This is a genomic window from Streptomyces pathocidini (genome assembly GCF_001418495.1).
In the GTDB taxonomy this organism is placed as follows: Bacteria; Actinomycetota; Actinomycetes; order Streptomycetales; family Streptomycetaceae; genus Streptomyces; species Streptomyces pathocidini.
Map to the genome: position 1 here is coordinate 19242 of NZ_LIQY01000014.1, position 20986 is coordinate 40227.

General features: G+C 68.9%; 19 protein-coding genes and 1 pseudogene. All 20 read right to left on the reverse strand.

All coding sequences use genetic code 11. The annotated features are described in order from the left end of the window. Positions 1–10: 10 nt before the first annotated feature. Positions 11–799, reverse strand: coding sequence for an SDR family oxidoreductase (locus AOK16_RS00985; RefSeq protein ID WP_055470274.1), 789 nt, complete (start codon positions 797–799; stop codon positions 11–13). After that, a complete protein-coding gene (locus AOK16_RS00990) occupies positions 796–2172 on the reverse strand; it encodes a condensation domain-containing protein (protein WP_055470275.1) in 1377 nt (458 codons plus the stop codon). The genes AOK16_RS00985 and AOK16_RS00990 overlap by 4 nt, the downstream gene beginning before the upstream one ends. After that, positions 2169–2462 (reverse strand): acyl carrier protein, encoded by a 294-nt coding sequence (locus AOK16_RS00995; protein ID WP_079100923.1) that lies wholly within the window; start codon positions 2460–2462, stop codon positions 2169–2171. The genes AOK16_RS00990 and AOK16_RS00995 overlap by 4 nt, the downstream gene beginning before the upstream one ends. Next, a complete protein-coding gene (locus AOK16_RS01000; protein WP_055470277.1) occupies positions 2452–4242 on the reverse strand; it encodes a type I polyketide synthase in 1791 nt (596 codons plus the stop codon). The genes AOK16_RS00995 and AOK16_RS01000 overlap by 11 nt, the downstream gene beginning before the upstream one ends. Further along, the gene (locus AOK16_RS01005) at positions 4232–4570 is read right to left on the reverse strand and encodes an acyl carrier protein (RefSeq protein ID WP_055470278.1); all 339 of its coding nucleotides are present in this window, start codon (positions 4568–4570) and stop codon (positions 4232–4234) included. The genes AOK16_RS01000 and AOK16_RS01005 overlap by 11 nt, the downstream gene beginning before the upstream one ends. Beyond that, entirely contained in the window at positions 4570–5475 is a 906-nt protein-coding gene (locus AOK16_RS01010; protein ID WP_055470279.1) for a hypothetical protein, read from the reverse strand. Before AOK16_RS01010 ends, AOK16_RS01005 begins: the two co-directional genes overlap by 1 nt. Beyond that, positions 5472–6689, reverse strand: coding sequence for a cytochrome P450 (locus AOK16_RS01015; protein WP_055470280.1), 1218 nt, complete (start codon positions 6687–6689; stop codon positions 5472–5474). Before AOK16_RS01015 ends, AOK16_RS01010 begins: the two co-directional genes overlap by 4 nt. Next, complete coding sequence (locus AOK16_RS01020; RefSeq protein WP_055470281.1) at positions 6686–8497, reverse strand: ABC transporter ATP-binding protein; 1812 nt, start codon at positions 8495–8497, stop codon at positions 6686–6688. Before AOK16_RS01020 ends, AOK16_RS01015 begins: the two co-directional genes overlap by 4 nt. Further along, the gene (locus tag AOK16_RS01025) at positions 8481–10199 is read right to left on the reverse strand and encodes an ABC transporter ATP-binding protein (RefSeq protein ID WP_205627606.1); all 1719 of its coding nucleotides are present in this window, start codon (positions 10197–10199) and stop codon (positions 8481–8483) included. Before AOK16_RS01025 ends, AOK16_RS01020 begins: the two co-directional genes overlap by 17 nt. A gap of 112 nt (positions 10200–10311) precedes the next feature. Continuing rightward, positions 10312–10857, reverse strand: a complete 546-nt coding sequence (locus AOK16_RS01030; protein WP_055470283.1) for a chorismate--pyruvate lyase family protein — start codon at positions 10855–10857, stop codon at positions 10312–10314. Continuing rightward, positions 10854–12305, reverse strand: a complete 1452-nt coding sequence (locus tag AOK16_RS01035) for a class I adenylate-forming enzyme family protein (protein WP_055470284.1) — start codon at positions 12303–12305, stop codon at positions 10854–10856. The genes AOK16_RS01030 and AOK16_RS01035 overlap by 4 nt, the downstream gene beginning before the upstream one ends. Then, entirely contained in the window at positions 12302–12955 is a 654-nt protein-coding gene (locus AOK16_RS01040; protein ID WP_079100924.1) for an HAD-IA family hydrolase, read from the reverse strand. The genes AOK16_RS01035 and AOK16_RS01040 overlap by 4 nt, the downstream gene beginning before the upstream one ends. Further along, positions 12952–14040, reverse strand: coding sequence for a nicotinate-nucleotide--dimethylbenzimidazole phosphoribosyltransferase (locus AOK16_RS01045; RefSeq protein WP_157859045.1), 1089 nt, complete (start codon positions 14038–14040; stop codon positions 12952–12954). Before AOK16_RS01045 ends, AOK16_RS01040 begins: the two co-directional genes overlap by 4 nt. Next, the gene (locus AOK16_RS01050; protein WP_157859046.1) at positions 14033–15325 is read right to left on the reverse strand and encodes a glycosyltransferase family 4 protein; all 1293 of its coding nucleotides are present in this window, start codon (positions 15323–15325) and stop codon (positions 14033–14035) included. The genes AOK16_RS01045 and AOK16_RS01050 overlap by 8 nt, the downstream gene beginning before the upstream one ends. Beyond that, positions 15322–16431, reverse strand: a complete 1110-nt coding sequence (gene rfbG / locus AOK16_RS01055; RefSeq protein ID WP_338058461.1) for a CDP-glucose 4,6-dehydratase — start codon at positions 16429–16431, stop codon at positions 15322–15324. Before rfbG ends, AOK16_RS01050 begins: the two co-directional genes overlap by 4 nt. Then, positions 16407–17183 (reverse strand): sugar phosphate nucleotidyltransferase, encoded by a 777-nt coding sequence (locus AOK16_RS01060; RefSeq protein ID WP_157859048.1) that lies wholly within the window; start codon positions 17181–17183, stop codon positions 16407–16409. The genes rfbG and AOK16_RS01060 overlap by 25 nt, the downstream gene beginning before the upstream one ends. A gap of 5 nt (positions 17184–17188) precedes the next feature. Continuing rightward, entirely contained in the window at positions 17189–18982 is a 1794-nt protein-coding gene (locus tag AOK16_RS01065) for a carbamoyltransferase family protein (protein ID WP_079100926.1), read from the reverse strand. Further along, entirely contained in the window at positions 18871–19806 is a 936-nt protein-coding gene (locus AOK16_RS01070) for a TIGR03621 family F420-dependent LLM class oxidoreductase (protein WP_055470291.1), read from the reverse strand. Before AOK16_RS01070 ends, AOK16_RS01065 begins: the two co-directional genes overlap by 112 nt. Beyond that, the gene (locus AOK16_RS01075; RefSeq protein WP_157859049.1) at positions 19803–20684 is read right to left on the reverse strand and encodes a carbon-nitrogen hydrolase family protein; all 882 of its coding nucleotides are present in this window, start codon (positions 20682–20684) and stop codon (positions 19803–19805) included. Before AOK16_RS01075 ends, AOK16_RS01070 begins: the two co-directional genes overlap by 4 nt. After that, positions 20681–20986, reverse strand: a pseudogene (locus AOK16_RS01080) (hypothetical protein); the annotation flags it as partial. The gene AOK16_RS01075 and the pseudogene AOK16_RS01080, both read right to left, overlap by 4 nt.

Consider the following 20986-nt stretch of genomic DNA (forward strand, 5'->3'; position numbering starts at 1 on the left):
GTCGCGTGCGTCACTGCGCGGTTCGCGCTCGGCGAGTCCTTCGTGCTCCGCCACGGTCGGCCCGGAGCGTGATGCCGCCGTCGATGATGATCGTCTGACCGGTCATCCAGCCTGACTGCTCGGACAACAGGAATGCCGCCGCTCCGGCGATGTCCTCTGGTCGGCCGAGCCGCTGCAGCGGATACGTGGCTGCCGTTTCCGGCTCACGGCCCACATAGGCCCCGGCAGCGAAATCGGTCTTCACGAGGGCCGGAGCGATCGCGTTCACGCGGATATCCGGAGCGAACTCGTAGGCGAGCTGGGTGGTGAGGCTGACCACCGCCGCCTTGCTGACGGCGTACAGCCCCATGAAGGGGGCTGCGCCGAGCGCGGAGATGGACGCGATGTTCACGATCGCCCCGCCGTGCTCCCCCATCCAGGCCTCGTGGGTGTGTTGCGCGAACCCCAGCGCCGACAGCACGTTTATCTCAAGGATGTTCCGGGCGTCGGCGACACCGACACCGGCCAGCGGGCCGAACGCGGTGTTCGTTCCCACGTTGTTGACGAGGTAGTCGATCCTTCCGAAGCGCTCCAGCGTCGCGGACATGACGCCGGCCTGATGGTCCTCGTCCTGGGCCGCCCCGACCACACCGAGTGCCCGGTCAGGACCGCCCAGTTTGACGACCGCCTCCTCCAGCCCCTCCTTTCCCCGGGCCGTCACGCAGACGAAGTCCCCTCGCTCGACGAGAGCCCTGGCGATACCGAACCCGATACCTCGGCTGGCGCCGGTGACAATCGCGACGCGACCTGTGGAGTTCATGCCGCTGCACTCCCCTCTGCCAGTTCCGCGACGCGTTGGATCGGCCGGTGCCTCCCCGGACTTTCGACCTCTTCGACCAGCAGACTCTCCAGGGCGCGTAGAAAACGCTCCGGGCCAGGGCCGGCGACGTAGTCGGGGTCCACCCGCATGGCGAAGTCCACCCCTCCCGGGGTCCCGTAGAGGTGCAGCGACAGCTTCGCGTCGGTGTCCACCGATATCGGCTCACTCCGCACCGTCGTCTCACCGACCATGGCGCGTAGTTCGCTCTCCGCGAGCGACGGTCTGGCCTGCTGCGTGGTGGCCATGTCGTTGTAGAGACAGTCGAGGAGGATCTTCTCGCCACGCACCCGCTCGACGTCCGCCCAGAGGTCGTCCAGTTCCAGGGGGTGGTACCGACTGTTCGCGTACGCCGTGATCCTCGCGAGCCAGGTGTCGCGAACCAGTTCCGCAAAGGTCGTCCCCGTGGTCCTGACCAGGACGACCGCACCCTGCGCCAGGTCGCCGACATACGTCTTGTCGGCGATCGACGCCCGGTTTGAGACGACTTCCGAGAAGACGCAGTTCTCGTTCCCCGAAAGCGCACCGACCAGGGCGGAGACTCCCGCCTGGAGCACCGCGGACGGACTGACCTTGTGCGTGGCTGCCAACAGTCCGGCCGCCTGTTCCAGGGCCGGGGAACGCATCACGGAACGGCTCCACCTGGTGCCCGTGCCCCCTTGGTCCGCCTTGGGGAAGTTCGCGGCGGGACACGTTTCCAGAGTCCGTTTCCAGTAGGCCAGGGACGTGTTGTTCTGCAGCGCGCCGTCCGGTGAGGACTCCAGCCTGGCGCGATCCACCGGCTGCAGTCGTGGCGCTGCCGGGCCCTCCGGTCTCGCACGACTGACGCTCTCGTCCAGAGCCTCCTTGACCAGGCCGCAGGCGAATCCGTCCAGGGACAGATGGGAGGCCGCAACGACGAGGTACACGGGTGCCTCGTCGACGAGCACCGCCGCGAACCGGACGGGCAGGTCCCTCTCGTGTTCGAACCCGCGCCCGATGAAACCGGACAGCACCTTCCTCGCGTCACTCTCGGCCAGCGCATCGGAGCTTGCGCAGGTGTCCATCGCGACCCTGCCCCGCATGTCCACCGTCTGGCGCGGACTGCCCGCGGCATCCAGCGCATACCGGGTCCGAAGTGCCTCGAAGGCCCCCATGACATGTCCGACGGCCTGACAGAGGTCGCCCATGGTCAGCCCGACGGGCAACGGCTGGTACCAGCCCACATTGGTGTGCTGTGGTTCGAAGAGCTGCAGGTTCTTCCATGTCTGATGCTGCGTCCAGGTGAGTGGCGCGGACGCGTCCCGGGCGCCGGTGAACTCGGCCGCGCGGCTCACCGGGAACCGCCCTCGTAGTGGCGCTGCAGCGTGGGACCGTAGTTCTCCACGAGGTACTCGGTGAGTTCGTGCAGGCTCGGGCAGTCGAACATCACCACGGGCTCCAGGTCGACGCCGAGTTTCTTGTTCATCTTTCCGAGGAGCGCTGCCAGCGAGATCGAGTCAAATCCGAGCTCGAGTAGATCGTCGTGCGGATCGACCTCTTCCTCCTCACCGAGCAGGAATTCGTTCATGATCTTCAAGAGATCGGCCAGGATCAGGGGGGCCAGAGTTTCGTGTTCAGCCATCATGAACTCCGTTCCGGCCGTCGTCGCCTTCGGCCCAATAGCGTTTGCGGGTGAATGGGTATGCCGGCAGGGGAACTCGGCCGGGTCGGCGTCCCGCCCATGAGTGGTGCCAGTCGACCGCGTTTCCCTGCGTCCAGGACTGAGCCGCCGCGTCGCTGTTCTCGTGCTCTGCGGGGGACGTTCCCGGGCGACCAGGGGTTCGGCGGACGCTGCCGGAGTGGACTCCCGGCGCCTCAACTCCGTTCAGATAGGCACTCATTCGGTCGCGCAGGCACGGCAAATCGTCGGCGACGATCGCCACACGCTCCCGCATGTCACGGCGGCCGACCTGGCTGGTGTAGGCGAGGCTCTCGATCGAGGCGACCTTGAGCGGCCCGGAGCCGAGGGAGTCCAGGGTTTCCCGGGCCAGCTGTTGGAGCTGACCTCGTGTGCGCGCCGACAACAGGAGGACACCTGGACCGGATCCCGACTGCGGATCCGGGTCGGTGGCCGGCTCGGGGGGTTGTTCGACGATGACGTGGACGTCGGCTCCGCCGGCTCCAAAGGAGCTGACGGCGGCCCGCCTGGGGTGGCCTTGGGCTTCCCAGTCAGTGAGCGAGCGCGCAGGCCGGAACGGCGATCTCTCGAAGTCGATTTTGGGATTGGGGTTCTCCAGGTGGACGCTCGGGGTGACTTTCCCGAACTTGACCTGGAGCAGGGCCTTCGTCAGCCCTGCGATTCCCGCCGCGCCCTCGAGGTGTCCGATGTTGGCCTTCACCGAACCTATCCAGCATGAGCCGCTGTCGACGCCGGCCTTGGTGTATGCGCGGGTGAGGCCCGCGAGCTCGATCGGATCGCCCAGGGACGTGCCCGTACCGTGCGCTTCGACGTACCCGATGGTCCTTGCGTCGACTGCGGAGCGTCTGAGTGTGGCGCTGATCAACGCCTCCTGCGCCACGGGGCTCGGCACCGTGTACCCCATGGTGCGTCCTTCCGAATTGAGGAAGCTCCCCTTGATCACTCCCCAGATGTGATCGCCGTCGTCGATCGCCCGGCCAAGGGGCTTCAGCAGGACCGCACCGACGCCTTCCCCGGGTACGAACCCGTCTGCGCGTTCGTCGAAAACCTTGCACGCGCCATCACGCGCCAGCATGTTCATCGAGCACAGGGACGTGTAGTGGGCGGGATGCAGGAGCAGGTTCACACCGCCGACCAGGGCCATCGAACACTCCTGCCTCCTGATGCTCTCGCAGGCCAGGTGGACGGCCGTCAGCGAGGAGGAGCAGGCCGAGTCGACCGCGAAGCTCGGGCCGTTGAAGTCGAAGAAGTGCGAGATCCGGTTCGCCGTGGACCAGTGTGAGGAACGGGGCCCCCGAAAATTTCCCTGCGGCCATCCGGTGGCCCCGATGTTCCCGTATGTGCCGTGCATGAGACCGACGAACACACCCGTGCTCGGCTCATGCGTAGACGACCCCAGATATCCGCTGCCTTCCAGCAGGAGCCAGCAGGTCTCCAGAAAGAGTCGTTCCTGTGGATCCATGGCCGCGGCATCCTTCGGCAGGATGTTGAAGAACCCTGGATCGAACATGTCGATGTCGTCGAGGAACCCGCCCCATCTGCTGTACGAGTGCCTGCCCTGCTCGGCCCCTCCCACGTCCGCGAAATTCCGCCAGTCCCAGCGATTCTCCGGAATCTCGGTCACGCAGTCCCTGCCCGCCGTCAGGTTGCGCCAGAGAGTCTCGACGTCGGGCGATTCCGGATATCGGCCGGTCACTCCTACGACGGCTATGTCTTCATCGGCCACTTGGTGTGCTCGTCTCCCGCTCGGCTCGCCAACCCGACATCGCCGCTCGAAGCTCGTCCCGCTTGTTCTCGAGGAGGTAGTAAGCAGTCTGCGCCGGGGAAGGGTGCTCGAAGAGCAGGGTCACCGGTACCTCGCCGAGGTCCTGGTCCAGTCTCGCGACGATGTTCATGTTCTGGAGTGAACTCAGCCCCAGGACGTCCCATGAGTCCAGTTCCTCAAGTTCCGGGACGGGCACCTCGAGGATCTCGGCGAACACGCTCATCGTGTATCGGTGCGCCCATGCGTCGAGTTCCACGTCGGGCACATCGTCACGTTGCCGTCCTGTCATCAGACCTCCTGTTTCATCGTCGGCAGCGAATAGGTGGTCTTCTGTCCCCCGTGCAGAACCAACGGGACGTCCTCGCCGTGGAGCCTCCACGCGACACCGCCCAGCGTGCGGAAGGGCAGCCAGTCGGCAGCGTCGATGATCCCGCGACTCGCCAACATGGCGAGGAGAAGCGGATCGACCGGCAGCCACTCACCATCGACCAACAGGTCTATCCACATGTGCGGGATCGAATACGGCACGGCCATGAATATCCCGAAGGACTTGCGCGCAGCGAAGCCGCGTCGACCGGCCTCCCGGAAAAGGAACTCTGCGGCAAGGGGACAGTCGGCGAGTCGCGCACTGCGCAGGAACCCGACGTCGTTCTGGAGCGCCGGCGGCAACAAATGGAACTCGACCGAGGCCAGTTGGGCGGTGAGCGCACGCATTTCGTCGGGCAGCAGCACGCTGCCTCCGGCAGCCCGACGGTGCACCACACAGCCAGTGACCGCATCGATCTCGCCGTCGGTCCCGAAGTGCCCGGCCACTTCGGGTGCGATGCTGAATTCGCAGGCCTTCTCGCAGCCGGGGTCGAGGCAGTGGGGCGCGAGGGTCAGTGTGTACAGGGCCGCCTGCTCCGAGCGCGCAGCACGCAGTGCAGTCGCCCACCCACGCAGTGCCATGGCTCTGGCGGACGGCAGCCCCAGCATGAAGGAGACGTTGGCGAGATCCAACCCGTCCATGGCGATGGTTCCGTTCGCGCGCCCGTGGGGCAGTCCCACGTCCAGGAGCTCCTTGAGGAGATCCTCCGGAATTCCGTGCGTGCGCCGTGCGGTCGCGACGTCGTGCACGTACTCCCGGTGCTTCGACGGCACTCGCCGCACGCGCTCAACGGCGCTTTCGATCTCCGTCCGCTGCGGTGTCCTCATGCCTCGCTCATCCCTTCCCACGTGATGGGCAGGGATCGGAGACCGTAGACGAGCATGTCGTCGAGAAACTGGTGGGCATCGGGCGGCGCGGACAGGCACAGACCGGGAAGTCCGAGCAGTATTTCCACAACGGCGATCTCCACGAGATTCTCCGCGAGCGAGCTGCCCAGACAGCGGTGCACACCGTGTCCGAAGGCGAGGTGGCCGCCCTGGGTTCGGGTCATGTCGAACGTGTCGGGGTCGGTGTAGACGGAGGCGTCCCGGTTGGCCGTCGGCAAGTGCACGATGACCGCGTCTTCCCGACGAATTCGACACCCGGCGAGCTCGGTGTCCCGAGTGGCCACGCGTGCCACGCCGTGCTGGACGATCGTCCAGTAGCGCAGCGCTTCCCGTACGGCAGGCGCCGCCCAGGTGGCCGGATCGGCGACGGCACGTTCGCGTTGCCGCCGGTCCCGCAGCAGCGAGAGCATCGTCAGGGCGAAGAGCCCCGTGGTGGTCTCGAGACTCGCCATGATGATGACGTTGGCAAGGCCGGCGAGTTCCTCCGTGGAAAACCCGTCATCCACGCCGCGCGCCAGATGGGTCAGCAGGTCGTTTCCGGGATTCCGGCCCCTGGCCGCCAGTTGGTCCACCAGGTAGTGCTCCATCCGGCCGGCGGCCACCCGTCGAGTGACCGCCGTGGCGTCATGGCGTTGGAGGTCGGTCGCGCAGGTCTCGAAGAAACCGCGATCCTCCATGGGAACGCCCAGCATGGGTGCGAGTCCCGCCGAGGGCAGCGGCACGGCGAAGTCCGCCACCAGGTCGGGCGTCCCCGACTGTGCGAGCGCCTCGGCCAGCGTCCGCACAGAAGCCCTGAACCGCGGTCGCGACTCACGTACGCGTGCCGCACTGAACTGCGCGGCCACCAGTCGGCGCAACCGGGTGTGCTCGGGCGGGTCCATCGACAGCAGGTGCCCTGGTATCCGGTGTTTCACCGCCAACGGCAGCGAGGGGTAGCCGGGCAGGGTCGAGTCGGAACTGAACCGGGTGTCGGCGAGGACGAGTCGCGCCGTCGGATGGTCGGTCACCAGCCATGCGGTGCCGCCGTAGCGCAGGGATACGCGGCGTATCCCCGGACGCCCGTCGGACAGGTAGTCGCGCGGAGGGGCGTACGGGTCGGAGCGGACCGTCGGGAAGACGGTCGCGGCCTCCGCCGGGCTCGGTGTGCAGTTCACCGGTACCCCGCCGCCTGAATGCCGTAGAGCTCCGCGTACTGGCCGCCGCGGGCGACGAGCTCCTCATGCGATCCGTGCTCGACCAACCGCGCCCCGTCGAGCACCACGATGACGTCCGCCATCTGCACGGTGGAGAAACGGTGGGACACCAGGATGGTCACGCCCCCGACGGTGGACGACGAGGAGGCACGGGCCGCCTCCGCATAGCGTTCGAACAGGGCGTGCTCGGTCTCCGCGTCCATCGCCGACGTGGGTTCGTCCAGCACCGTGAGAAGCGGTGACCGGCGCATGAACCCTCGGGCGAGGGCCACCCGCTGCCACTGCCCCTGGGACAACTCCACCCCTTCGGGCCACGTCGCCCCCAGCTGCGTGTCGATCCCCCGCGGGAGCACGGCCGTCACCTCGTCGGCGCCGGCGCGGGTGACCGCCTCGTCGACGGCACGGGGCAGTTCGGCGCGAGCGAGGTCGCCCAGTCCGACCGACGTTCTGAGCGGGTACTCGAACTTGACGAAGTCCTGGAAGGCCCCGGAAAGTCGACGCCGCCAACCAGGAGCCGGAATCCGGGAGAGATCGGTGCCCTCGACAGTGATACGTCCCGAGGTCGGCCGGTACAGCTGGCACAACAGCTTGACGAGCGTCGACTTGCCGGCACCGTTCTCCCCCACGACGGCCACGACGGCCCCCGCGGGAATGGTGAACGACACGTCCTTCAGGACCGGCCGGTCGGTACCGGGATAGGTGAACGAGACGTTCTCGAAGCTGATGCCCGCGCGGAGACGCTCGGGCACCGGGGCGTCGGCCCGCTCCTCAACGGTGCGTGCGTAACCCTCCAGCCACGCCAGGCGGCGCGCACAGTCGAGCCAGATGGTCCGGAAGAAGTGCGTCTGGCTGACGCTCTGCCCCACGTACTGCGAGAGGCGGCTGCCCGCGGCGAGGACCAGCATGACCTGCCCGGCAGGTGAATCGCCTCGCTGCGCCACGAATCCGACCGCCACACAGAACGCGATACCGAAGAACGCGTAGCTGGCCGACTGCCATATCGCCGTCGCCCATCGCGCCCTGGCCATCGGCCGATAGCGCCGCTCCCATGCCGCACGCCGGTCCGCGCGGATCCGCTGCCGGACGCCCGCGACCCGGAGTTCCTTCCCCGCGGCCGGCGTACTGCCCACCACGAAGAGGTGCCGGGCGAGCCGGTCGTGCTGGGCGCCGGCTTCCTCGGCCGACTTCTCGATCCCGGCCCGCCAGGTGGACACCAGCACGGTCGGGACGGCGCAGACGCCGAGCAGCCCGAGGGCCGGGTGGACGGACATCAACAGGGCCACGGTGAGGCCAAGCCGCAACACCGCCCCCGCCACCGCGAACAACTGCTGATACAGCTCGCTCAACGCTGGAGCATGGTCCCGAAGAAGGGAAAGCCGGTCCACGAAGTCGGGGCGCTCATGGTGCTCGATCGTGACGACCTCGGACTGCAGTCGCGCCACATGGGATTCGACCACGATCCCGGCGCGGTCGGCGAAACGCCGGTTGACTCGTTCCGCCGCGGTGTTCAGCAGCCAACCGCACGCGGCGAGCAGCGAGAGGGCCAGTGCGGACATCAGTACCGCAGTGCCGTCCCCGCCGATGACGGAATCGGTGAAGGCGGCGAGTCCCAACGCAAAGAGAGCGTCGGGGACGGCAGCGGCAACACTCGTCGCGAACGCCACCACGATCAGCCACGGGTCGGCGCGATATCCCAGCCGCAGAGAACTGGCCAGGGAGCGGACCGCCGAGGGAAGCTGGTCGGTCGACCGGTCAGACGTGGCAGTCATGGTTCTCCTGCTCCTCTCGCTCCGCACTGCCCGCTTGCCCGCTGTCGAACCGGGACGCCTGAAGCTCGAACATCTCCCGGTATCGCCCACGCCGGGCCATGAGCTCCGTATGCGTGCCGGTTTCCACGACGCCGCCCTTCTCCAGAACGCAGATACGGTCCGCATGACGCACCGTCGAGAACCGGTGAGAGATGAGGATCGTCGTGCAGCCGCGGGTGGCCTCAAGAATCTGGTCGAAGATCTCCGCCTCGGCCCGTACATCGAGCTGGGCGGTGGGTTCGTCGAGGATGACCACTCCCGCGCCCAGCCGTACCGCGCACAGCACTCTGGCCAGTGCCACCCGCTGCCACTGACCGCCGGAAAGGTCCGTACCCCCGTCGTAGCCGCGCGCGAGCACCTGGTCCGGATCGGCGAGGTCCGAGGCGCGGGCGTCCTTGAGCGCGGCGTTGATCACCTCGTCCGGAGCGCCGAGCGGGGCGACGTTGTCACGCAGCGGCAGCTCGTAGCGTATGAAGTCCTGGAAGCTCGCCGCGATCTGCCGGCGCCAGGAGTCCAGGTCGAAGTCGCGCAGGTCGACGCCGTCCACCTCGATGGCCCCGCGGTCCGGGTCGTACAGCCGGCACAGCAGTTTCACCAGCGTGGTCTTGCCGGCGCCGTTCACGCCGACGATGGCCAGCGACGTCCCCGCCTCGACGCTGAGGTCCAGACCGTTGAGGATCGGGCGTTCATCGGTGGGATAGGAGAAGTGGACGTCCCGGAATCGCAGGGTGGATGACGGCCGCCCATCCGCCTGCTGCTCACCCGAGGGGAGCCGCCCCAGGGAATCCGTCTCCTTTCCCAACCGGATCACAGCCGACACGCTTTGGGCGGCCAGTGGCAGGGCCCAGTTCAGGCCTCCGAAGGCGAGTGCGGCCGTGCCCAGCGCGGCCTGCGCGTAGATGATCACCTCGCCGGCGTTGATCGCGCCGGCGGTGGCGTCGGCGGCCAACGACCAGAACAGCAGTCCGTTCGCCCCGACCAGGACCGCAACGGTCCACCGCATCGGCCGCTGTCGCAGCCGTGTCGCGTGCCAGCGCAGGTCCACGAGCCGGCGTCGGTTCGCGGCGAACCGGGCGACGGTCCACTCGCTCAGGCCGAAGAGCCGCAGTTCCTTGGCGGCGGACGGCTCCACGGCGAGCCGGTAGGTGTATTCCGCGTGCCGTTGGGCGATCCCCACCTCGTCGGTGCCCCGGTCCCAGCCCGAGCTCTCTCGTAGCAGCCAGTGGGTCGCAGCCCACGCTCCACCGACCAGGGGTGCGGCCCACCAGTGGTACGCGCTGAGTACAGCGGCCTGGGTGAGCCCCGCGACGGCCTCGACGAGCCCCCCGGCGATCATCCCCATCGACAGGTTCATCGGCGGACCCGAGATCCCGAGATCGAAGTCGCGGGCCACCGTGAGGTCAGTGGTGATCTTCTCGGATTCCAGGTGTGCGGTTCCGTCGGGGCGCGTGGTCGCGTCCAGCAGACGATCGTGCAACCAGGAGGCGAGCCGATCCCCGAGGTTGCTGCCGACCTGCGCATGCAACGGCGCCAGCAACTGGATGAGTACGAAAAGTCCGCCCACCAACGCGAGCGACACCACTACGGACCCGCCGTGCTGTACCGCTGCCACGAACAGGCCGACGGCTACCGTGAAGGCCGCCGGCAGTAGACCGCGGGCCAACACCAGGCTCCACCACGCGGCGGTCAACCCGCCGTGGGATCGCGGAAGCACCGCGAAAAAGGCCCATTCATCGCGATCGCGGAGCCTGCGCTTCACTGTGTTCACTGAATTCTTACCCATTCATCTCAAAGCATGCGGCCGAGAAGGACTCGTCGATGAGCAGTGCGGGGATGCCTCCCACGATGATTCGGTAGCGACGACTCGCTCTGACCGCCCCCTCCGGCTCATCGGGTACGGCCCAACGCACGTGCTCTCGCCGGGACTCGACGCGGTGCAGACGCATCAGACGCCCGATCGGCTCACGCGTGTGCAGCAGATCCCTGCCGAGTGCGGACGGCAGGACGTCCACCGCCACGACCGAACTCGCGCGCACGTACAGAGCTCCCGTTTCGGCTCCCACCAGATCGGTGGTGCGGCGGATCAACGTACAGTCCGCGGGGGAACCCAAGGCGACCGCGTCCGCCGAGTGCGCCGGCATCTCCGAGTGGCTCAACCCGGAGGTCGTCAGGCGCTCGCCGGTCAGGTACTCCAACATCGGCGTGACCGTGCCGTCCGAGATCATCAACAGGCCACCGGCCCTGCCGAGGCGGCCGAGCGTCGCGGCGGGCGGCGACAGGCCGGCCTGCCCCGCAGGATCCACGGAGACGTCCGCCGTCACCGCTTCTCCCCCGCAGTCCCGCCCGGGATGTCCCTGACCAGCTTCCCCGTGGCCGACCGGGGTAGCGCCGTCACCACCTCGATGCGCCGCGGTACCTGGTGCGGGGCCAGTCGGTCACGGCACCACCGGTGCAACACCTCCGTGCTGACGACGGCGCACAGCACCACCCGGGCCACGGGAACCTGCCCCCGCGCGCTGTCCGGCGCCGCCAGCACCTGCGCCTCGGCCACGGCGGGATGACCGCTCAGGGCGTCTTCCACCTCCTGGGGGCTGACCTTCTTGCCGGCGACGTTGATCATGAGGCCCATGCGGCCGCGGAGTCTGATCTCGCCACTCGCGGCGTCGACCGTCGCGAGGTCACCGGTCCGGTGCCAGCCGCCGTCGTCGCCCAACGCGACGAGCTCCGTGGCGTCCATCACCCAGGCGGCCAGGGAGTCGGTGCGCAGAAGCAGCTCCCCCACCGCCTCGCCGACCGAAGACGCCTCGTGCACGGCCACGGTCCGCGCCTCCACCCCGGGAAGGGGGACGCCCACCTGCCCGGGCTCCTCGGTGCCCCGCACGGGCATGAGTGTCACGGCTCCCGCCTCCGAGGACCCGTAGCAGTTGTAGAGCGTGAACGGGAAGCGGCCGGCGATCCGTTCCGCCACTCCGTCGGCCAGCGGAGCGCCGGCCGACACCGCGTTGCACAGGTCCGCCAGGCCCGCGTCCGGCATCCCGTCCGGCGCGATCGCCCCCTGCGCAAGCAGACCGTAGTGCGCCGGAAGTGCGACCAACGTCCGTGCGTCATGTTCACGTACGGCGCGAGCGAGCTGGGACGGGACGGCGCGCGGCGAGCAGAACCGGGCAGGCGCGCCGAGCAACAGCGGCGCCATGACACCGTAGTTGAACCCGTAGTTGTGAAACTGCGGAGCGGCCACGACCACCGGGGAGTCCGGTGCGTAGCCGAGGACCCGGGCGACACGTCGGGCATCGGTGAGCACGGCGTCAGCCGTCCTGACCACGCCCACCGGGCTGCCGGTGGAACCCGAGGTGAGGAAGATCTGCGCGCCGGCAGGCAGCCCGGCCGGCAGCCCGGAGTCGCCCGTGACGCTCGTCCACAGCCGCAGCTCCCGCGTTCCGAACCAGCCGGGCTCCCTCCCCTCCTCCGCCGGAGGCCTGCGGTCCTGAACGGTGCAGCCGGGAGCAGCCGGCAGGGACGGATCCCGGTGGACGACCGGCACACCGGCCAGGTCGCATCCGAGGGCCACCGCCGCAGCAGCCACCGGGTCGGTGATCTGCGCGGACACCCCGTAACGAGCCGGGTAGCTCTGCTGCAACCGGGTGGCGACCTCCTCAGCCGCTTCCAGGAGCCGCCGGAGCGTCCAACGGCGACCGTTGGCGATCAGGGCAGTTCCCTCTTCCGGCCCGGGGCCGTCCTTGACCGCCTCGAACAGGCCGATACCGCTCATCGTCCGGCGTCCCTTCCGAGTTCCTTCAACAGACAGCCGAGGTCGGGGATCCGTGTCGCGGACGCCCACGGCCCGCCTGCCGAAGGGGACCTGTCCAGAAGCAGCGTCCGGACTCGGGCGGCTTCTCCCTGCTCACGATCCGCAGGGCTGTCTCCGACGTACACGGCTTCTTCCGGCCTCAGCCCCAGGCGCCGCAGCGCGAGGCGCAGTCCGTCGGGCGCGGGTTTGGGCAGCGGTGCGTCCTCGCGGGCGACCGTCAAACGCACATCCAGCTCACACGCGTCGAGCAGCGCCTGCGCATCCGCACGGGACCGGCCGGTGCACACCCCGACCGCCGCACCGCGGTCGCGCAGGGCGGCCAGAACCTCGGGAGCGTGCGGCACGACGGGCGCCGGCGCGGGGTGCTCGCGCAACGCCCTGTCCAGCTCTTCTCGGTACGCCCGCAGGGCGGGCTCGACCCGGTGCTCACCGACCAGCGCGATCAGGGTTCCGACGTCTGTCGGACGCTGGGCGACCGACAGCCGGGCGGCACTCGCCCCGCCCGCGCCCACCGCCTGCACCGCGCTTCGCAGGCAGCACAGATGCAGCTGCCAGCTGTCGACGAGTGTCCCGTCCAAGTCGAAGACCACTCCACGTGACCCGGCCGTCATGGCGCGACCGGACTTCGCGGGGAGGACAGTCCGACGGACCGCGCGGAGGGGGTGAGCGCGGCGGCGGCGAGGGCTGCGTTGACCAGTCCCAGAGCGAGCGCGGCTCCCGATCCCATGCCGAGGTGCATGTCGAGACTGAGCAGCGGGGGCTCGTCGAGCGCCGCCAGGAGCACGCGGTGTCCCGGCTCGGACGAGCGGTGCGCTGCCACCAGGTAACCGCGCGCGGCGGGGCACAACCGGACCGCCACCAGTGCGGCGACCGCGGTGATGAAGCCATCGAGGACGACGACCTTGCGTCGCTTGGCGGCGGCCAGGATGACCCCGACGTTGCCTGCTATCTCGAACCCGCCAAGGGCCGCGAGAAGCCGGACCGGGTCATCGGGCACGGCTCGCACCCGCGTCAACGCGTCCCGCACGATGTGCCGCTTGCGTTCGACCGTGGCGGCGTCGACCCCGGATCCCGAGCCGACGAGGTCGGACGGGTCCAGGCCGAGCAGACGGGAGGCGAGAGCAGCAGTCGGGGTGGTGTTCCCCACGCCGATCTCGCCTACTGCGACGAGAGGTTCGTCTGCGAGGCACTCCCCCACGTATGAACAACCGTTGAGGATCGCCTGCCTGGCCTGATCGGGCGTCATGGCGTCCTGCAGGCAGATGTCCGCGGTTCCCGACGCGATCCTGAACCGCTGGTCACCGACCGAGGACAGCAGTCCGAAGTCCGCGTACGAGACCCTGGCCGGAACTCGCTCCGCCAGGAAGTTCACCGGGGCACGGCCCGCGGCGACGAGCGTGAGGACCCGTGCGGTCACCTCGGGGTGGAACAACGAGGTGCCACGGGCCGCCACTCCGTGGTCCGCGGCGAGGACACTCACGACCGCGGGCAGCGGGCCCGGTGCGGGGTCGCGCCGAATCGCCGCGATTCGATGCACCAACGCGTCGAGCGTCCCCAGGCTTCCCGCGGGACGAGCCAGGGTGCGCTGGCGCACCCTGGACAGCCGCCCGTGGACCGGGTCCGGGGGATCGATCGCGGAACACAGGGCGGCGAGCCGGTCCTCGAGGTCGCCGATGGCGTCGGGACGCTCACCCATGCCGGACCGCCAGCAGCTCACGGCCCAGAGCGGAGATGCCTCGCGCAAAGCGATCGTTCGTGAAGTGCCCCATGATCCGGTCACGGGCCGCTGCTCCACGGGTCATCGCCGCGTCGGGTCGGCTCAGCGCCTCACGCAGGGCATGCGCAAGGTCGAGGGGCTCCAGTACGCGACTGCCCGAAGGGCCCTTCACCGCAACCGGGAAACCGTACTCGCTGCCGGGCATGAGCTCGCGCAACGAGTCGACGGCCGTGGCGACCACCGGGCGGCCGAAGGCCATCATCTCCGCGCACACGTAACAGAACGACTCCCACAGACTCGGCACGACGGCGACATCCGCCACCGACATCCAGCCGAGGGCCTCGCGGCGTGGCACGTCACCGAGGAAGGAAACCCGATCCGTCAGTCCGAGCTGCGCGCACAGTTTCCGAAGGTGCGGTTCCTCGGGCCCGACCCCGACGAGCCCCAGACGGGGAACCACCGCGGGCGCTCCGGGCCGTTCCACCGACCCGAGCAGCGCAAGTGCCGAGAGCAGCTGCGCGAACCCCTTGACGGGCACGACTCGCCCGCAGGCGATCAGCAGCGGCGGCCGCTGCGCCCCAGGGGCACCGGGCACGAGTGTGTCCAGCCTCGTAAGGCGCCCGGTGTCCGCCTCGACGGCGGCGATCTCGTCCGGGTCCACGCCCAGGTGCACCACGCTGTGGGGGGCGATGTCACCCGGGTAGTAGCCAGTGATGGCGTCGGAGAGCGCCTGGCTGATGAAGACGGTGTGGTCGCTGCCCCGGACCGCTTTCTCCTCGAGCGCCAACAGGTGTGCCCGCTCGGCCGAGACACCGCTCGTCACGCGGTGTGTGTCCCGGTCGTACGGGGTGATCGCCCGGAAGTCCTGGAGCAGGATGTTCACCAGCGGTGCGGAGTACGTGCGGGCGAACATGGTCGCCTCGGGATGGCAGAACAAGTCCGGCAGGGCGACCACGTCCGGTGCGCCGATCTCGGCAGCGAGGCGCTCGGCCGCCGCGTGGAGTCGCCGGTGTGTGCGCAGGCTCTGGTCGGCGAGGCCGGTGCCGGAGTTGTAGACGAGCCCGGCTCCGGTGCGGAGCACCTCGATCCCGTCGACGCGCTCGCGCACATCGCCGTCGCCGTCCACACGGGTGGTGACAACGCCGACGTCCCAGCCCTCGGCCGCCAACCCGACAGCAAGGTTCCGCGCGACCGTGCTGGTGCCGCCCACCGTGGTCGGCGGGTACTCACGGGAGAAGATGAAGATGCGTGGGGAGTCGATCACCACTGCCAGCCTTCCGCCTGCGTGTCGAGAAAAGCATCGATCTGCCGTGTGGTGGTCTCGTCGGGCCGGGCTCCGTCGTCCACGGAGCGATGCCAGTCGACGATCGCCGCTGCGGACGCGTCGAGGGTGAACCTGTGACGCCAGCCGAGCTCCTCGGCGGCCCTGCGCCCGTCCAGTCGGAGCAGCTCCTCCTCCGCGAAGAGTGGCTCCGACTCCTCGACGACCGCGGCCGCGGACGTCGGCGCGCCCGCTTCCTGCGTTTTCGACCAGTGCGCGGCCAGGGAATGCGCCAGCTCACGGGCGGTCGCCCCGTCTCCGGGCGGCGCGAAGTTGTAGACGGTTCCCGGCTTGACCACCTCGTCGGCCAGGTGGTCGGCCAGCAGGAGGAGGCCGTGGACCACGTCCAACACGTGCTGCCAGGGCCGCACCGCCGTCGGCCGGCGAAGCCGGATCGGCTGCCCGGCCCTCAGCGCGGCCATCGCGTCCGGAACCAGCCGCCGGTCGGCGAAGTCACCGCCCCCGATGACATTGCCGAAGCGCACGGACGCCGTTCGAGGACACAGGTCGCCGAACAACTCCGCGTACCCTTCGAAGACCACTTCCGCGGCGGCCTTGGAGACACTGTAGGGGCACCCTCCGCCGAGGTCGTCCGTCTCCCGGTAGGGCCATGGCCAGGCACGGTTGCGGTAGCACTTGTCCGATGTGACGTGGACCAGCACCGTCGGCTCGCAGCGTCGCGCGGCTTCGAGGACGTTGATCGAGCCGTCGATGTTCGTGCTCAGGGTTTCCCGGGGATCGTCCAGCCCGGCGCGCACCAGGGGCTGGGCTGCCAGGTGGAAGACCGCGTCATAGGGGACGGCCGTCATCGCGCGGTGTACGGCGTCGAAATCCCGCACGTCACCGACCGCCCCACGGACACCGCGATCGGCCAACCAGGCATGCCGCACCTGTGTCTGCCGGTCCCCGTTCAGGGCGAAACCGTGCACCTCGGCGCCGAGTTTCCGGAGGGTGAGAGCCAGCCACGAGCCGATGAAACCGCTGTGTCCCGTCATCAGGACCCGCCGGCCCCGCCATCTTGAGGTCAGACCGGCGTCAACCACGGGCACCCCTCCCGGGCGATCAGCGCTTCCGCGTCGATGAAGTCCTTGTAGGTGTCGAACGGCAACCAGAGTCCGTCGTGGGCGACGGCGTGCACCGCTGCCCGGTCGACCAGGCGGGGCAGTACGTGGCCCTCGAGTTCCTGATCCGCGTCCAGAAAGCGGAACAGCTCCGGCGAGCACATGAAGTACCCGGCGGAGATCAGCTCCGGCCGGGCGGGCTTCTCCGCGAACCCGGTCACCAACGCGCCCTGGCCGACGGTCAGTTCCCCGTAGCGGGACCGGACTCGTGTGGTGGTCACGGTCACCACACCGCCCGCGGCCTCGTGCAGGGCGACCAGCGCACCGAGATCGAAATCGGACAGGACGTCCGCGTACCCGAGAAGAAATCCCCGGTCGCCGACGTGTTCCTGGGCCTCCAGCAGCCGGACACACTTCTCCGCCTGCGGTCCGCTGTCGACCAGAGTGAAACACGCGTCACCAGCGGTGAACCGATGCCAGCCCGCGCCGGCTTCGACCCCTTCGGGGCGCACTGCGTACTCTTCGAGCAGCGTCTTCTCGATACCGTCGGCCCCGTATCCGACACACAGCACGAACTCGGTCACTCCGAAGGCTCGGTAGTAGTCGAGAACATGCAGCAGGAGGGCGCGGCCGTCGGGCAGTGGGCGAAGCGGCTTCGGCAGGTCGTCGCCGTCCGTGCGCTGGCGCAGCCCGAGTCCACCGCAGAGCAGCACCACCGGAGGCCACGTTCGCCGTCCCACGCCTCTCACGCCTTCGGTCCCTTCCGCAGCACCACGTCGCCCAGCACCAGCAGGTCGAGCTCGGTCTTGAGGAAGCAGCGCACGGCGTCCTGCGGGGTCTCCACGATCGGCTCTTCGTTGTCGTTGAACGACGTGTTGAGCAGGACCGGAACGCCCGTGATCCGGTCGAAGGCGCGAAGCAACTCGCACAGACCGGGATTGAGCTCGGGCAGCGCGGTCTGCATGCGCGCCGAGCCGTCGACGTGGGTGACGGCCGGTATGACGTCCCGCCGGTCCTCGCGCACGTCGGGAACCATCAGCATGTACGGAGTCGGGACAGCCGTGGTGAAGAACTCCTCCTGCCGCTCGTGGAGCACCACGGGAGCGAAGGGCCGGAACGCCTCCCGGTGCTTCACCTTGGCGTTGATGCGGTCCTTCATTTCGGCGGCACGCGGATCGGCGAGGATGCTTCGGTTCCCCAGCGCCCGCGGCCCGATCTCCGAACGGCCCTGGAACCACCCGACGATCGCGCCGGACGCCAGCTCCTTCGCAACATGCCCGTGGAGATCATCCGGGCGCACCGTCTGCAGCCGGTCCTGTTCCGCCTCTATTGCGGCATCGATTTCGGCGGCACCGTACGTCCGTCCCAGATAGGGGGAGAACGGCTCCGGTGCGGGCTTCCACGAGTTGCCCGCCAGCCCGTAGTAGCCGTGCAGCGCAGCGCCGAGGGCCGTGCCCTGGTCTCCCGCCGCGGGCACGACATGAATGCGCTCGAACGGCGTCTGCTCCAACAACTTGTAGTTGGCGACGCTGTTCAGGGCGACTCCACCGGCGAGGCAGAGGTCCCGGGCGCCCGTCTTCTCGTGGAGCCAGCGGACGAGCGCGATCACGATGCGCTCGGTGTGCTCCTGCACGGCATAGGCGAAATCGGCGCGTACCTCGTCGCGGGCCGCTGGTGTGCCGGCCCGGGCGAGCTCTCGTTCGATCAGCGTTCGCAGAGCGATCTGCTGTGACGTCGACTGACGGAACTCGCCGTCGCGAAGGACGTAGAACTCTCCGAGTGCCTGGACGTACCTGGGCGTGCCGTACGGTGCCAGGCCCATCGTCTTTCCCGGCGCGCCCATGCCGCCGGAGGTCAAGAACCCGATCGCCTTCGACACGGCCTCGTACATCCACCCGACGGAGTCCTCGTACGGGTCCTCCGAGCGCCGGTCGGTGAGGGTGACCCGGCCGTGCAGGCCACGCACGACCTGCAACCCGTCGGGCCCTGCCGTGTAGAAGGAGATGGTCTCGCCGTAGAGCTCACCGTTCCGGGCGACGGTCGAACCACGGCCGTCCATGACGAGCACCGCGGCCCGCTCGAAGGGCGAGGTGTAGAAGGTGCTCGCCGCGTGGGACAGGTGATGCCCTATCCAGTCGACGCGGTCGCGGAACCTCAGCGTGAACACCGGATTCACGAAGTCGTTCGCGACGACGAGGTCCACATCATCGATGCCGACACCCGCCTCGGAAAGAACGTAGTCGGCAGAGAGGCACCGTTGCAGGCGCGGCCCGAGGCCGAACGCGATCTTCTTTCGAGTGAGTCTCTCTTCTTCGATCGCCGAGACCACTCGGCCGTCCTCGATGAGACATGCACAGAAGTCGTGATGGGAACCGCCGAGACCAAGTATGCGCACTACAGCCGTCCTTTGCTCGTCATCCGATTCAGTCACTTGCCGGCCATACGCGCGACGATCGGGGCGAAGCTCTCCAGCTGAGCGGCGGGGACGACCCAGTAGCTGATCCCGTAGCGTTCTCGTCGCACGTGCAGCCGCTCGCATATCTCGTCCGCGTTTCCCACCAGCGCCAGCGGTGAGTCGAGCGCCTCCTCTGCGGGCAGCCCGAACATGCGGGACAGGACCCTGTCGGCGTAGCGTGCGCTGTCAGGGACGACCGCTGCAGCGAACAGCAGGGTCTGCAACTCGATGTCGTGGATCCGTGCGCCGGCGGCCTCGCGCACCCACCGGACACGTTCGTCGAACCGCTCTGCGGTCGCGGACGCGCCGAAGGAGTTGTCCTTCCTCCCGGAGGAGAGCCGAGCACTGAGCGAGACGATGTCCGCGTGCCGGACCGCGGTGCGCAGCATCTGCGGGCCTCCGCCGCCCATCGCCCATCTGACGGGGTTGGGTCGCGGCTCGCCCACGGCGCCGGCGGCCGAGAAGTAGTCGCCGTCGTGCGTCGCCGTTCCCTCGTCCCAGAGGCGACGGATGATCGACACGGCCTCGTCCAGGCGCCGAATCCTCGCCCCGGCCGGTTCGAACGGCAGGCCGGCTCGCGTGGCGTCGGTGGCCAGCCAGCCCGCGCCGAGGCCGATCTCCAGCCGCCCCGGTGCAGCCAGCTCCAGGGTCGCCAACTCCTTGTAGAGTACCGCGGGTTGACGGAGGTTGGCGGCCAGCATCAGAGTGCCGAGTGCTATACGGGAGGTGTGCTCGGCCGCAAGGGCGAGCGAGACCAGCGGCCCCCACTCCTGTCCCATGTGGTCGGGCACGAGGAGTGCGGAGTAGCCCAGTTCCTCGGTGCGACGGGCCTGCTCACGCCAGGTCGCCGCGTCCTTGGCGCCTCCGGCGAGCACCCCGAAGCGAAAGGGGTGCCGTGTGGTGTTCACCGTGGAGCTCCGTTCTGCCCGACGCCTGCGGGGCGAGGTGGTCGAAGAGCCGTCAACGCGCGGTACGCATGCGGCCTGCGATGGGACACGCCCCAGATCGTGTCCTTGCGGTACTCGCGCAGTGCCGCAAGGTCGAGATCGGCGCACACCAGGTCAGCCCGGGGCCCGGCGACTGCCAGCCGGTGGTCGCGGGGGCGCCCCTGCGCCACGGCGCGGCCGTCGAAGACGCAGGACCGTCCGTTCATATGGGGCAAGGGGTAGTTGGCCACGGCGAGGGCGGCCGAGTTCTCGAAGGCGCGGGTGCGTATCTGCGCCATGCGGTCGTCGCAGAGCATGCACGCGTTCGGGCAGACGATCAGCTCCGCGCCGTCGAGCGCCAGCGATCTGGCCGCCTCGGGGAACTCACGGTCGTAGCAGATCATCACGCCCAGACGGACGTCGCCCGCCGCCGTCTCGATCGTCACTGCTTCGAACCCGTCGCCGGGCGTGAGCGCACGTTCCCAGGAGAAGTCACACAGGTGGACCTTCCTGTACACCGACCTCAGCTGACCAGAGCGGTCGATGACGGCCGCGGCGTTGCTCACCCCCGCACGCTCTTCCCGCAGGAACGTGGGCACGACGGCGATTCCGTGATCCCTGGCCACCTTCTGGAACCCGCCAAGCCACGGGTCGCAGTCGCTGATGGCGAGGTCTCGCCAGGCCTGGGTCCGGCCCTCATCCTCCGGACATGCGGAATAGCCGATCTGCCACAGTTCGGGAAAGACGACCAGATCGGCCCCCAGCTCTGCAGCCTGTGTGCACGCGTCGACGCCTCGGCGCAGGTTCTCCTGCGGATCGGCGGCCGCGGCGCGCTGCTGCACGAGCGCGATGCGCATCATGTCGCCCACGCCTCGGCCAGGAGCTCGTCGATCCGGACGGGCATCCGACGTTGCGCGGAGATCACGGCGGCCTCAACCATCGCAACGGTCCGAAGGTTGTCCGACGCCTCCCCCCACGGGCTCGAACCGGTGGTCAACGCTTCGCCGAACTCCTCAAGGGGTCGGGCGACCTGGCGCACCGGATCCCGGTCGAACGTGGCGTCATCCACGGTTTCGACATCGTTGTCCGCGTGCTCGCCGTCCGGCCCTCCGCCGTGTACGCGCCCCGCACCGTCCCACTCAACCGACCCCTCGGTCCCCAC